Origin of the sequence: Alicyclobacillus dauci (assembly GCF_026651605.1) — a bacterium.
In the GTDB taxonomy this organism is placed as follows: Bacteria; Bacillota; Bacilli; order Alicyclobacillales; family Alicyclobacillaceae; genus Alicyclobacillus; species Alicyclobacillus dauci.
Genome location: NZ_CP104064.1, coordinates 705,450 through 719,663, shown reverse-complemented (window position 1 = coordinate 719,663; position 14,214 = coordinate 705,450). Strand labels below are relative to the sequence as shown.

General features: G+C 50.1%; 13 protein-coding genes. 3 read left to right on the top strand and 10 right to left on the bottom strand.

What is annotated here, in order from left to right:
* Positions 1-103: 103 nt before the first annotated feature.
* From NZD86_RS03560 to NZD86_RS03540, 5 genes are all read right to left on the bottom strand, one after another.
* A complete protein-coding gene (locus NZD86_RS03560) occupies positions 104-1,135 on the bottom strand; it encodes a LacI family DNA-binding transcriptional regulator (RefSeq protein ID WP_268046779.1) in 1,032 nt (343 codons plus the stop codon).
* 256 nt (positions 1,136-1,391) lie between these two features.
* Positions 1,392-2,378 (bottom strand): inorganic phosphate transporter, encoded by a 987-nt coding sequence (locus NZD86_RS03555; protein ID WP_268045125.1) that lies wholly within the window; start codon positions 2,376-2,378, stop codon positions 1,392-1,394.
* A 13-nt stretch (positions 2,379-2,391) separates the two neighbouring features.
* On the bottom strand, positions 2,392-3,003 hold the full coding sequence (locus NZD86_RS03550; RefSeq protein ID WP_268045124.1) for a DUF47 domain-containing protein: 612 nt from the start codon (positions 3,001-3,003) through the stop codon (positions 2,392-2,394).
* Between the two features lie 288 nt (positions 3,004-3,291).
* Entirely contained in the window at positions 3,292-4,749 is a 1,458-nt protein-coding gene (locus NZD86_RS03545; protein WP_268045122.1) for an amino acid permease, read from the bottom strand.
* Positions 4,750-5,065: 316 nt separating this feature from the next.
* The gene (locus NZD86_RS03540) at positions 5,066-5,716 is read right to left on the bottom strand and encodes an SGNH/GDSL hydrolase family protein (protein ID WP_268045121.1); all 651 of its coding nucleotides are present in this window, start codon (positions 5,714-5,716) and stop codon (positions 5,066-5,068) included.
* A gap of 389 nt (positions 5,717-6,105) precedes the next feature.
* Between NZD86_RS03540 and NZD86_RS03535 the strand changes: the two genes are divergently transcribed.
* Both NZD86_RS03535 and NZD86_RS03530 read left to right on the top strand, forming a co-directional pair.
* Entirely contained in the window at positions 6,106-6,495 is a 390-nt protein-coding gene (locus NZD86_RS03535; protein WP_268045120.1) for a RidA family protein, read from the top strand.
* A gap of 120 nt (positions 6,496-6,615) precedes the next feature.
* Positions 6,616-7,050 carry an SRPBCC family protein gene (locus NZD86_RS03530; RefSeq protein ID WP_268045119.1) on the top strand — a complete coding sequence of 145 codons (435 nt, stop codon included), beginning with the start codon at positions 6,616-6,618 and terminating at the stop codon, positions 7,048-7,050.
* Between the two features lie 202 nt (positions 7,051-7,252).
* On the opposite strand, the gene NZD86_RS03525 is transcribed toward NZD86_RS03530, so the two are convergent.
* The 5 genes from NZD86_RS03525 to NZD86_RS03505 form a co-directional block, all read right to left on the bottom strand.
* On the bottom strand, positions 7,253-7,930 hold the full coding sequence (locus NZD86_RS03525; protein WP_268045118.1) for a CAP domain-containing protein: 678 nt from the start codon (positions 7,928-7,930) through the stop codon (positions 7,253-7,255).
* Between the two features lie 94 nt (positions 7,931-8,024).
* Complete coding sequence (locus NZD86_RS03520) at positions 8,025-8,897, bottom strand: RnfABCDGE type electron transport complex subunit D (protein ID WP_268045116.1); 873 nt, start codon at positions 8,895-8,897, stop codon at positions 8,025-8,027.
* Positions 8,890-9,810, bottom strand: a complete 921-nt coding sequence (locus NZD86_RS03515; RefSeq protein WP_268045115.1) for an FAD:protein FMN transferase — start codon at positions 9,808-9,810, stop codon at positions 8,890-8,892. Before NZD86_RS03515 ends, NZD86_RS03520 begins: the two co-directional genes overlap by 8 nt.
* A 17-nt stretch (positions 9,811-9,827) precedes the next feature.
* A complete protein-coding gene (locus tag NZD86_RS03510) occupies positions 9,828-10,358 on the bottom strand; it encodes an FMN-binding protein (protein WP_268045114.1) in 531 nt (176 codons plus the stop codon).
* A gap of 173 nt (positions 10,359-10,531) precedes the next feature.
* Positions 10,532-11,911 carry an amino acid permease gene (locus NZD86_RS03505; RefSeq protein ID WP_268045113.1) on the bottom strand — a complete coding sequence of 460 codons (1,380 nt, stop codon included), beginning with the start codon at positions 11,909-11,911 and terminating at the stop codon, positions 10,532-10,534.
* Positions 11,912-12,069: 158 nt separating this feature from the next.
* On the opposite strand from NZD86_RS03505, the gene NZD86_RS03500 reads away from it, so the two are divergent.
* A complete protein-coding gene (locus NZD86_RS03500) occupies positions 12,070-14,034 on the top strand; it encodes a sensor histidine kinase (protein ID WP_268045112.1) in 1,965 nt (654 codons plus the stop codon).
* The last annotated feature ends 180 nt before the right edge of the window (positions 14,035-14,214 follow it).

The window sequence follows — 14,214 nt, the reverse complement described above, 5'->3', positions numbered from 1 at the left end:
ATCCACGGGCAATACACGATTACGGTTCGACTCCCACACCACCTCCTTCGTGTCGCTCGGCTGCACATTTTACCGGGCGCCGTTTGACGAGCGGCGGCATTTCTCAGTGCTGCGGTCGGACATTTTTCACTGTTCCTCGCACAACGAGCTCGGTTTCGACTGTCATAACACTTGGAACTTTGTCAGGGTGCATCATCAGCTCAAGCAGCTGTTTGGCCGCACACTGTCCCATTTCCTCGGTATTCTGACGAATCGTCGTGAGCCCAGGTGTTACGTACTTCGCAAGTTGGATGTCGTCGAAACCGATAACGGATATGTCCTCACCAACCTGTAAACCCCTGTCTGACAGCGCGTGCATGGCGCCGATGGCCATCATGTCAGATGCACAAAACACCGCCGTTGGCAGCTCTGTAACCGAAAGCAGTTTAACCATCGCCTCGTACCCGGAAGGCTCGGTGAAGTCGCCTTGAATCACCCAGTCGGACCGAAAAGGTAAAGACCATTTTTGCAGTGCCTGTTGGTATCCGAGCATCCTATCATGGCCCGGCTTCGTCCCAAATCGGTCACCGATAAACGCAATTTTCCGGTGGCCACATTGGACAAAGTGTTCGACTGCCTGATGGGCTCCTCCGATGTTGTCCGAACAGAGATAACTTGCTCGCGGGCCGATTAAGTCGAGATCGACCGAGACGACTGGGATCATGCTCTTCGACAAGGCGACGAGCCCCTCGTCCGTCCGTGGTACGCCTAAAAGAAACAGTCCATCGACATCCCGATGGCGTGCGCGGGCTTCGAATCCCATGGGAGAAGTGCCACTCAGAACATTGGAGAAAAACAGCAAATCATAACCTGCCTCACCTACCACATCCTTGAAGCTAGCAATGACGTCATGTAAGAACGGGTGGCGAAAGCCACTGTTCACGTGATCCTGAAAGAATACACCGATGGTCATGGACTGCCGAGTGACCAAACTCCGTGCAATTGCACTCGGCTGATACCCGAGTTCCGTTGTGATTTTCTGGACCTTTTCGCGAGTCTTTTGACTCACGTCTGAGTAGCCATTCAATACCTTCGAAACAGTTGTCGGAGATACCCCGGCCTGCTTGGCGATGTCGTAAATGGTGGTCATAGACAGCTTCCTTTGGTTTGATGGATAACGCCAACAATTTGACGAATGCGCTTTCGGAGATAGATATATTCACTCTATGTTTGGTCATTCCACTTTTCACCAAAAAATTCCGACTAATATTTCTGCGTCATACCGACACGTGAAGAGGATAAATTGCAAAAAGAAAGAGCGCATCTTGAGCACACAAGCCCAAGTACACGCTCTTATCTATCCGCTTTGAGTTTTGCCTTAAGTTCTTCTTCGTTTCAAGCGCAATATCTCGTTAGAACAACAAAAAGAGGCGAATGAGCACACCCGCAAGGAGCCCGGCGATAGGAATCGTGATGACCCACGCTACGACAATACGGCCTGCTACACCCCAGTGCACTTGATTAAACCGCTTAGCTGCACCGGTTCCCATGATGGCAGATGAAATGACATGGGTCGAACTAACCGGGAGTTTCAGGAGTGTAAACGTAAAGATCACGGCCGAACTGGTCAAGTCGGATGCAAATCCGTTGATTGGTTCGATTTTAATGATCTTCGATCCGACCGTTTTAATGATCCGCCATCCACCCGACGCCGTTCCTAGGCCCATCGAGACAGCACAGAGGATTTTTACCCACAGCGGGATGTCCATGGTCGCCTGAAAACCACCCGTGATCAGTGCGAACGTAATGATGCCCATGGTTTTTTGAGCGTCGTTTGTTCCGTGCATGAAAGCCTGGACGCCTGCCGAGACAACTTGCAGTGATCGAAATGGTCGATTCACGCGATGAGGCGAAATGTTCCCAAACAGCAGCCGAAAAATAAACATGATGATGAATCCGACGATGAGGGCTGCCACTGGCGAGATGATCAAGGCCTCCACGATGGATACAAAACCACTGTAGTTGATGGCATGAAAACCAGCGGCCCCGACGACTGCGCCGGACAAACCACCGATGAGCGCGTGCGATGACGAACTGGGAATGCCAAAATACCAAGTGAACAGATTCCAAGCGATAGCTGCAACGAGGGCAGCTAATACGATCACGCCCCCGTGAGCGATTTTCGTCGGATCCGCAATCTTGCCCCCAATGGTTTTCGCAACACCTGTAAAAGTCAGGGCACCCACTAAGTTCGCGGCGCCGGCCAACAGAACAGCGTTGCGTGGCGACAGGGCTCGGGTCGATACGGTTGTAGCGATAGCGTTGGCCGTATCATGAAACCCGTTGGTGAAGTCGAATAGCAATGCCAAAGCGACGATAACGACAATGAGTATTATCAATCCGTTCCCTCACTTACGCATTCTTCAAAATGACGGACTCTAATGTGTCTCCTACGTCCTCACAGCGATCCGTGACATTCTCCAGAATTTCATAAACCTCTTTCAGCTTGATGACTTCCATTGCATCGGTGTACTCCGCAAACAATGCACGAAGGGCCGCGAGCATGAGTTGGTCACCGTGCTTCTCGAGTTTCTTTAGCACCTTGATGTGATCGCGAATTTGCACCAGTTTCCGATCATGCAACTTCTGAATCGCCAGCGTGATCTCGGTCGCACTCTGATGAATGTCCTTCGCAAACTCCAGCATGGTCGGCGTAATTTGCTTTACTGAGTAAAGGCTGAAACGAACAGAACAAGCGTGAATTCCGTCGATGATGTCGTCCATTGTCACGGCCAGTTCGACGAAGTCTTCTCGCTCCAGCGGCGTGATGTACGTGTTATTGAGAAGTGTGATGAGCTTACTGATGAGCTCGTCCCCTTTTTCCTCGTAACCCTTCATCTCCGTTGCCAGTGCGCCAAAATCACCTTGTTCTGTGAGTTCTCGTTCGAACGTCTCCGTGGCCTGTTGGATGTTTTCTGCAATTTCAACGAGATACGCAAACAGTTGATTACCGCGTTTAGCCAATATAGTCCCTCCGTGAGAACAGGAATCGTTAAAAATCTACATGAATCGAGTAAAAACTTCTTTAAGAAATTGTTAAGTTATTGTAAAGAAGACTCTGTGTTCACGATTTGTTGACCGAATTGGCACACTGGCGAGGGGCCGTGAGACTGCCCCAACTTCATGCGTGCACGGCATCAGGCATCACCGAACATGAATGGTACCTGCACACCAACGCGCTATCGTCCGAAGGCGGACAAAAAGGGGACTGGCATTCACGTCAGTCCCCTTAGTCATCTCCAAAAAACTTGCTTATTCCCGTGAATCAAGGTCCACTTCGTGTAAAGGAATGACTTTCGTCTTCTTCACGAACTTATATGCGAGCCACAGGATGATGAACAACGGAATCCCAAGGTACGTCGTCGTAATTCCCAACCAGTCTATTTTACCCGCTGTGAACGCCGTATAATCCTGAAAGACAATCACGACGAGACATAAAATAAACGCGAAGATGGACCCGAACGGGTAGAATTTCGCCCGGTAAACCAGTTTGTTTACATCTCGTCCTTGGGCAATGTAAGCCTTTCGGAACCGATAGTGGCTAATGGCCACCCCGAGCCAAGCGAGAAACCCGGTAAGGCTTGCTGCACTCAACATCCAATTGTACACGACTCCGTTCCCCACCAGTGAGGCCAGAAAGGCCACGAAGCCGATAAGCGCCGTGATCACAAGAGAGTAAATCGGCACACCGTTGCGCGTAAGTCGAGCAAACACACGCGGCGCCTTGCCCTCTTTTGCAAGCGCCCAGAGCATCCGCGTCGATGCGTAAACAGCCGAGTTGCCGGCAGAGAGAACGGCCGTCAAAATGACCGCATTCATGACGGAAGCTGCAATAGCGAGACCAGCTCGTTCAAACACCAAGGTAAAGGGACTGATGGCAATGTTGTTGTCTTGGCTTGCCTTCAGGAGATTTGGATCTGTATAAGGGATGAGCATCCCGATGATGAAAATGGCGACCACATAGAAAAGCAAAATGCGCCAAAATACCTGTCGAATGGCTCTCGGTACATTCTTCCCTGGATCGTCACTCTCGCCGGCAGCGAGCCCGACCAGTTCAGTGCCCTGGAATGCGAACCCAGCGACAAGAAATGTACCAAACGTCGCGAGGGCACCACCGTGAAATGGCGATCCGCCAAGTGTGAAGTTATGAAATCCGGCCGAGTGACCCGTGAGAATCCCGAAGATCATCAGCACGCCCACAACGACGAAGACAAGCACTGTCAAAACCTTCACTCCGGCGAACCAAAATTCTCCTTCGCCGTAGCCCCTCACAGAAACGATGTTGAGCAACAACAGGATGATCAAGAAAATTGCGCTCCAGAGGATAGGTGACGTATGCGGGAACCAGTACTTCATGACCATCGATCCGGCCGCAAGTTCAGCGGGAACCGTGACGGCCCAAGTGTACCAATAGTTCCAGCCAAAGGCGAAGCCGAGTGCCGGATCGATAAAGCGAGAAGCGTACCGTTCGAATGAGCCAGCCACCGGCATGAACGTCGCCATTTCACCCAGGCCAGTCATGACGAAATAGACCATGGCGCCGACGATGATATAAGCGAGCAGCGCACCTCCAGGACCGGCCGTGCTAATCGACGATCCGCTTGCGACAAAGAGGCCTGTGCCAATGGCACCGCCGATGGCGATCATCGACAAGTGCCGAGATTTTAACTCGCGACGGAGTTGCCCATCTGGTTGATATTTATCATTCATTGCGTGAACCCCCACATTCATGCGACAGCGTAATACAGAACGAAAGGAAAATTGACTACGACAATATACTACACACCGCATAATTATGCACCATGGTTTTTCTTACAGGTCAACATTTAAATACCAAATAATCACATCACACTGTACCGGAACGACTCTATCGAACCACGATATCAGATAACTTTAAATATACTATTTACTACAGGATTAACCTTACGCGCAGTTATTTTACCGTTGAAGGATATGTACAGTCAGTAAATGGGAGATAAAATTGACCAGGGAGGTCTTATGACTTCCAATGACTTAATTGGTGATGTTAGAGCCAGTTGAAACCAATCGCTTGGAGGAAGGCACGGGCGATGACGAGATGCCCTGTCAAATTTGGGTGGACTCTGTCGGCGGACAGGGAAGACGTGTATAGATGTTTCAGGACCTGGTCAAACGCCGCCTGGACGTCAACGAACACTACACCCGTGTCGATTGCCACGCGTTTCATTAGTTGCCCGTATTCATCGACCATCTTCCGCATGAGATCTTCCTTGTTCGGTTCAAGATAGAATGGGCTCAGCAGAAATATTTGTCGGACCGACGGTTTCGTGGAGGAAACGAGATCGGATAGTGTTCGATAGTATGTATCGGGATCGATGTGAATCTCTCTAAACGCTGGTCGATCAAAATGGCGCCACACGTCGTTCACACCAATCATGATGCTTAAATAGCTTGGCGTGAGATTTATCACATCAGCCTGCCAGCGGTCCCGCAGATCCAAAACTGTGTTCCCACTGGTCCCCATGTTGACCACCCGAATGGTCCGGTCCGGACACACGGAACGAAGGAGTCCATCGACAAGAGAAACATAGCCATTACCAAGGCCTTCGTGCGACCATTCACCGATTGGCCGAGCACGGCCACAGTCTGTGATGGAGTCGCCAATCATCACCAGTTTCGTCCCATCCTCGAAAATCACATCTTCTCCCCCACTCTCAACGTGACGTGATAATAATGAAAGTTTTTAAAAATTCTAGCTACTAGGAGCATATACGGAAGAACGCTTGTTACACAATCCCTTTTTGTACAACTGGGTTGAGCAATGTAAACTTGGATAATTCGTGGAAAGGAATTGAGCAAACATCATTCATTCGAATTCCCGTGTTCTGAATGGTGCGGGCCATTCAACAAGAATAGATGTTCCTTGACTTATCTACACGATAGAATCGCTCAAAAACCTTCGCTATTTCCAATTCCGGGATTCCGATCACGGTATCACTTACTCGTAGCGTGGGAGAGTAAGCATCATTGTTGAAGCTAATTTTATAATTATGATAGTTTTGCATAGCAAATAGAGGAGGTATTTTTATGGCGGAGAGAATCAGAATATCTACAGGCTCGTCCTGGGAACCAGTTGTCGGCTACAGTCGAGCAATTCGAGTTGGAAATCGTGTCGAAGTCGCAGGCACAACAGCTGTGAGAGACGGTAAACCCGTTGGTGTTGGTGATGCTTACGCTCAAACGGTGTGTGCTTTGGAAATCATCAAAGAATCTCTCGAAAAAGTTGGAGCAAAACTGTCGGACGTTGTTCGGACGAGAATGTTTGTCACTGACATATCGAAGTGGGAAAAGATCGGGAAAGCACATGGAGAATTTTTTAGCGATATTCGTCCAGTAGCAACGATGGTTGAAGTGAAATCTCTGATTGAACCAGAACTCCTGGTTGAGATTGAGGCAGTTGCAATTCTCGACGAGTAGTGGGGTGGTGGTTAGCCCCTTTCGCGTTTCTTCTATCGCCAATGCGGGTTAATGATACAAAGAAGTCAGGCTACATTGATGACAACGCTAACTTTATCTAAAGAGGGGTAATTGTAGCCAATGAACAACGTTACGAAGATTAAAGTATTCAAACCAGCCAACGATGTCTTTGAAGCTTTCGTTGACCCTGAAAAAATCGGGAACTTTTGGTTCTCATCTAGTTCTGAAAGATGGGAGCAAGGTAAGACGATTACATTGAGATATGACGAATATGATGCACAAGGTGATATCAAAATCCTAGAGACTCAGGTGAATATGAAAATCGCATTTCGATGGGGTACGAATGGAGAAGGCAATCCTGTCACCATCACGTTGAACGAGTTGGACAATTCAACAACAATCGTTGAAGTGACCGAAGAAGGTTTCAATGAAAATAATTCTCAATTCATCAATCACTTGTTAGACAACAAAGAAGGATGGGTTTATATGTTGACCTGTCTCAAGAGATATTTGGAGTTTGGCGTTAACAAATTGAGATCATCATTGGTAAAGTAGTTCCAATGTTCAGAGCCAATTGGCTCTTTTTTTGTGCAATTCATCTTGAACTCCCCCGTGCGTTAACGACAGAAGGAAATACGATTGGTGATGAAGGTGGTCGATCCCGCACCCCAACAAAAAGGGCTACCCCTACACCCATCCTGCGATGGCATGCGGGATAACCCCTTTGTCGAAGTAAATGTCGCCTTCACTCGATCCGTTATGGGCGAATGAATTCTTGCACCCAATATGTTCCGTAGGAACCTCCGTGAGCTTCGCCAACACCAATTTCCGTGTAGTGTGGGTCGAGGATGTTGGCACGGTGTCCTGGGCTGTTCATCCAATCCTTCATGACGGTCGCCGCGTCTGGTTGTCCAGCGGCGATGTTCTCACCGGCATATGTGTAGTGAATGCCAAATGTCGACATCATGTTGAACGGGCTTCCGTACTTCGGTGAGGTATGGTCAAAGTAATTCTCGTTGATCATGTCCTGCGCCTTTGTCTGCGCGACGTTATCGAGTGATTTACTTATTGTCAGCGGTGCCAAGCCGTTTTTTTGCCGTTCTTGATTGACAAGGTTAACAACCTGTTGAACGCCAGCGGGAACCGACGTATTCGCATTTGACGTTGTCTGTTGAGCGGGAACAGATTTCTGTACAGAAGTCTGTGTTGATTGTGGAACAGGTTTCTGTACTGGAACCTGTGAAACTTGGGAGGTGGACGGTGCCTGGAAGTAATGTTGGAGCCAATTATTCACCTGAGTCCAACTGGTAAAAGTGAACGTCTGCGTATAGACATGTGAGCCGACGTTGGATGTGGTAGCAGCAAATGTAGGTGCAGCCAGTCCTACGGCAAGAGCGGATGTCACGACAAATCCAGCAATAGTCTTCTTAAGCATGATACGCCTCCTTTGTTTCTAGTATAGAAAACAAGTAGAGGCGTCATCATTACTAAAATACTGGGTCGATTGTAAACAAGTCTTAGTTTTATATTTACATATCCGCTTCCCGGACCAATCTCGATTTGGGATTGGGCGCTCCTTTCGGGCTCGCTGCTGCCTTGGATTTGCGGCCGATCCACACCTTCCACAAGTTGGCGACGAGAAGTCCGATAAGCAGATAGGACAAACCACCAAACGCTAGATAAATTCCGCAGCTGATGATAGCGGTAATGACGCCGAAGCCAACCTGTTGTGTGTACTTTGCGGGCGATGTGGGCGGATCGGTCATCATGAAGAATGCTAGAAAGAGCGCCGAGTTGATAATTGGGTTGCGGAATGCATCGGCGGCACTGGCGACGTGCAGTTCGCCAAATCCCAGAAAGATAAGCAGATAAACCGCCATGAAAGCAAACACTTGTGGAAACTTATTGACGCGGCTTGTGACAAGGAACCCAACGATGATGAGGATACCGATAGCCCACCACGGTAGGGACGACAGATCCCCCCACCAGCTTTCGCCAATTGGGAACACATAGATAGAGATGAGCAAACCGAATGCCGCTGGATTAAACCATGGCTTGCGGCCGGATTTGAGGATGTGTTTGGACAGAATGGCGACAGCCGTCGTCATCACGACGACGTACCAACTCACCGTTGAACTCAAGACGAGCGCAACAATGAGCGCTGTGACGACGCCTCCATCCGAGAAGAGACGCTGACGTTTTTGTAAGAGCGCCACAAACGTGTCAATAACGAGCGCTGTAGCCACGGCGATGACGGCATTGAGAATTCCTCTTGCATCGGCAAAGTGCAGACATCCAATGAGCATCAACAACACGAGGATGAGGATAACGTATCCTTTTGGGGTGCCTACAAATTTCTTAAACCCACCAGGCCTTTGCTGTTTTTGCGCGTGTTTAGCCATCGATATACCTCTTCATCTGTTTCGTCATTTGTATTTCATTGGAGGACGTGACGAGGATACCGTCTACGTCACATCGTTCCATCAGCTCGATCCCCCGCCCCGGCCCCATAACAAATGCTGCAGTTGACAGGGCGTCCGCAAGCATCGCGAACGGCGCGACAACGGTACAGCTTACGACCTCGTTCTGCGATTTTCCGATGGCCGGTCGAAGAATGTGATGCGTATCGACTGTGATAGGGCTTTTGCGTTCATAACTTCCCGATGTGCAAACAGCTCCGTCTGATATATTCAGCGTGTGCATCACGTCACTCGCTGAATCCGGCCGCCGAATCCCCACACGCCAAGGTTCCTCCCGTTCATTCACCCCGTGTACGAGGACGTCGCCTCCCGCGTTCACGACAAATCCATCGAATTCTGCGAGGGATTTCCCCGCCATGTCGATGGCGAGACCTTTGGCAATGGCGCCGAGATCGAGAACGAGCGGCTTGTCCAACTGAATAGTCCTGTTTTGTTCGTGGACGGTGACATCCCGATACGTGACGGACTCACCGGAAGCGATATGCGTCGCCACCTCATGCCCCGTTAGATAGTGTCGGTTGAAGCCGTATGTCTCGAGTTGATGGCCGACAGTCGGATCGAACTCGCCATCCGTGAGCTTTGCGACTTCCAAGGCAAAGCGGACCGCCTCGAATAGAACCGGACTGACCTGAACAGGTTCACCAACATGTTCAATCAGTCTCATCACTTCACTGGTCTCGTCGAATCGGCTACACGCCTGCTCGACGACTGAGAAATTCTCCAGCGCGGCATTGATGGCCAGACCCGCGTCTTGCCTATCGAGATCGCCAGTCACGATCTCGACGGACACCACCGTATCCATATAGAGAGCAGATTTCCTCCAAACTTTTGTCATCCGCTTCACCTGCCTCGTCACGTTCCCGCCACGTAATTCGGATTCTGCGCTTTGGTCAGTGCTTCTTGAACTGCGTAGGCGAAGTTGTACGTACTCAGGGTTGCACCGGAGACGATATCCACGTTCGGACTCTGCCGCTGGACAACCTCTTGGGGCAGTACCGGATCGATATAAGATTGTGGGTAGTGCGTATCACATTCCGTGATGTCAACCTTGGAGATCTTCCCGCCCTGTATTGTCACCGCCACATACACCGTACCGATGCGATTCGATCCCGACCCCTGATAGGTCCCATCCAACCACTTCTGATTAGACGTCGTCTTGGGCTTCGCAGGTGCAGTCGTCGAATTCGTTGTCGAAGTCGACGGAGTGGATGGTTTTGATGTTGTATGTGACTCCGTATGCTGCGAGGTGGCTGGACCGTTACCAGAGGGTGGTGCCATGGCCGAAACGTCCGGTGACTTCGTCACCACATAGCCGGTTGTGTAAATGGCTCCCAGAGCAACGGAGCATAATGCTACAAGTGTATTTCCCATTTTGTTGGCCATGCTGCTTCCTCCTGCCTCGAACAGCGAGGTCTTTCGCTTGATTGCATTGTAGGCCGCAATTATCGAAAAACCCTCAAATTGTGAAGCACCAGGCCATGGCCAATCAATGGGAGCTCGGGGACCGCCAAAAAATAGGCTAACCCGAGAGGGGCAGCCGTGAGCTTTTTCACACCTTAGGCGTTCCGGTGACGCAGCCAGTGAAACAGCCACAGCAGAACGAGAAACGCAACGCCTGAAAACACGGACACACGCGTTAATGGAGACCAGACGATGCAAATGAACGTGATCGCGAGAAGTCCGATCCCGATCCACGTCAGCGGCGACTGCTTACCGCTCCCTGCAGAGAGGCGATTGTTCGACGACTGCCGCTTGCGATACGCGACGTGTTCGAGCAGAATGACAAACCAGGTCCACAGCGAAGCAAATGCGGATGCACTGGTGATCCAGACGTAGGCGTGGTCCGGATCGATGTAGGTGACAAGGATCCCGACTGAAATGGCCAACGCCGTAGCCCACACCGCGTGGCTGGGAATTTGTCGCCGGTTGATCGTGGCAAACTGCTCAGTCTTGATTAAGCCTTGTCTCGACATCGAAAACAGCATCCGGCTGCCACCGTAGAGCCCGGTGTTACAGGATGAGAGGCCGGACAAAATGATGACTAAATTGACGAGAGCTGCCGCCACAGGGATGCCACCATGCTCAAACATGAGCGCATACGGGCTGCCCGCGTGATGCACAAGATATGTCCACGGGAACGCAGAGAGCATGACAAACATCGATCCGACATAGACGATGAGTACCCTCCACGTGACGGCGTTGAAGGCTCGACGCAAATTTTCTTCAGGTCGAGCGGATTCCCCCGCCTCCACGGCAAGCGTCTCGATCCCGCTATACGCCTGAACCACAAGCGACAACGCCATCACGACACCAAACACGCCATTCGGCATAAAACCACCGCTCTTGTAGAGGTTGGCAACGCCCAGCGCTCCGCCGGTGTGAAACGCAGGCGTAACCATCATGAGCACGCCAAAGAGCATAAAGACGGCGATGGCCAACAGCTTTAAACATGCAAACCAATACTCGAGTTCCCCAAACACACGGACGACTAACAGATTCGATGCCGTGAACAAAAGCAGCGCGCAGAGACCTGGAACCCAGGCTGGCAGACCGGGAAACCAGACTTGAAGCAGCTTGCCGATGGCGGCCAATTCGGACATGACAGTCGCGACCCAATAAAACCACCACATTCCGGCCGTGATAAAGCCCATCCTCGCCCCGAACAATCTCCGGGCGTACACACTAAACGATCCGGCAGTGGGATCCGCAATGGTCATTTCAGACAATGCTCGCATCACAATGGCTACAATGATCCCGCAAATAACAAAATCCAGCAGAACTGCTGGACCGGCTAACTTTACGGACACGGAGGCACCGTAAAAGAGCCCTACACCGATCACACCACCGAATGCCAGCATCTGAATATGACGGCTCTTGAGGCTGCGTCTTAACTCGCCTGTCTTTGCGTGAGAATGAGACAGTTCGCTCGTGCTCATACATGCACGTCCTCTCTTCACATGTTGTCGTTTTCCTACAATACGCAACACAACTGACAGAGGGTCGGAGACGGGAGAAAAAACTTGTTACTCCTATAGGTAGACAAACGAGGTGCAGGTCATGCTATGTTTGATGTGCGATGAAGGAGTGAAACGCTTTGATTCAGGGGTCTTCCGTTCGGTTTTCGTTGCGGTTGAAAGTCCTCTCCATTTTATTTGCAGTTATGGTTGCCATTCTACTGCTCAGTAACTCCCTATATTACTGGTCAACGAAATCCATTCTCGAGCAGAAGGCGATTGCACAGAATATCACGGTATCTAAACAAATTCGACTTGAAATCCAGCAGTCACAGACCGGGCAATCATACATCGACGATCTACTTGGTGACGAATTGAACAAAGCCGCGATAGCGATTAAATATGCCCTTAATCCCGATGTTTCGAAAGTCACGAATAAGCAGTTGTCAGATTTAGCGGCACAACTGAACATCAGCGGAATCACTCTGTTCAAACCGACAAAGGATGATATCGTTGCCGTCAAGTCGTCCGATCCGAAAGAAGTCGGACTGAGCACTAAAAACATGAACTTGTGGTATCGCGCATTTCGCGACCTATTGAATGGCCATCCCGAAGCTTCAAAGTTTGGCAAGTCTGCGCCAAACTTCTGGACGGGCCCGTTTTCCAACGCTTCGTCAGATCCGTCGAAGATCAATAAATGGGGCTACTACTACGATGGGACGACGAATTACATGATCGATCCGTTTGTTGAATCATCAGCCCTGAAAACATATACGTCAGATGTAGGCGTACCATCATTCATCACGAATATTCAAAAGTCCGAACCGCAGCTTCTTTCCATCGCGGTCCTCAATCAGACGTTTGGTCAAACACCTATCGTCTATACCTATGGCGGCAACACATGGGTCGACGTCGCGAACAAACCGGTGATGTATGGGCATTATGACTATGAAAATCTAGCCCTCGATACCAAGGAAAAGGATCTTGCGAACCAAACAGGGCACACGGTCAGTGTGACAGACTTCAGAAAGGGCCAAAAGGTGCTCAAGACGTTTGTGCCCGAATCGGAAAACGGATCGAAATTTGTGGTGGAAATCGTGACGAACTACAATGTCGTGAGCAATACGCTTGATCAACAGTTGCATAACAGTCTGCTGATTTCAGCATCGCTGCTTCTCCTCGTCATTCTTCTCAGCTACTTTACCTCCGGGTTTATCGTGAAGCCCCTGCGGGAGATTACGGAGAAGGTCAACCGTATCGCGGATAGAAGATTCGATGAGCCAGTGACGATTCACCGCCAAGACGAAATCGGTGTTCTAGCAAATAGTGTCAACACCATGTCGATGAATCTCTTAGAATATCTGCACGAGTCTGTCCGCAAAGAGCGCGGTCAAGGTGTCAGCTACTTGATGATGGTCATGCATGCACTCATTCACGAGCTCCGTAACCCCATTGTAGTCATGAAATACTTGCAGGAATTTCTGCCGAAAATCCAACAGATGAATGAACGCGGTGAAGAAGTCGTGGAGCGCATGAGGCTGGTAACAGAACATGCGAACAGCGTCGTTCGCGATTTCGGCGATTTCCTGAAAAACGGAAAGCTGAATTTGCGCGAGCATAGTCTCTTGAACACGATAGCGGGCGCGCTCGAAGTTCTTCGCCCCGTGGCGGAAGAGCGGGACATTGACATTCAACTCCGCAATCTGTCGGGAGATGACGAGGTTCTCGTCGTGATCGATGATGATAAGTTGCGAATGGTGTTTGTAAACTTAATCCAGAATTCAATGGACGCGATAGACACGGAGAGAACGATTCGAGAGGTCACACTGACGGTCACGAGAGACCAAAACGACGTTTCCGTGGATATTCACGACACGGGACACGGGATCGCACGCGAACAGTGGGATGAGATCTTCATGCCCTACAAGTCGACAAAGAAGAACGGATTTGGCCTGGGGTTAACGTACTGTGGATTCGTTGTTCTTTCGCACGGTGGAATGATTCAGGTGATTGACAGCGACGATACAGGTACGACGATGCGCGTTCGCCTACCCCTCAGTGGCAAGTGTGCCGCGCCAAAGTATGACGGAGACGACACACGTTGATTGCAAATAAAATTCAGCGGTAGACACCTCGTCCCTACCGCGGTCACCAAGTATTTTACATGCCCGCCTATTGAACAATGTCCCGTAATCAAACCGCTATATTTCTTCTGTTAGAATGACTATTTGGTATCCAATACCCTTTTTAATTAAGCTATAAGTAAAGGATGACCCAGACGAAGG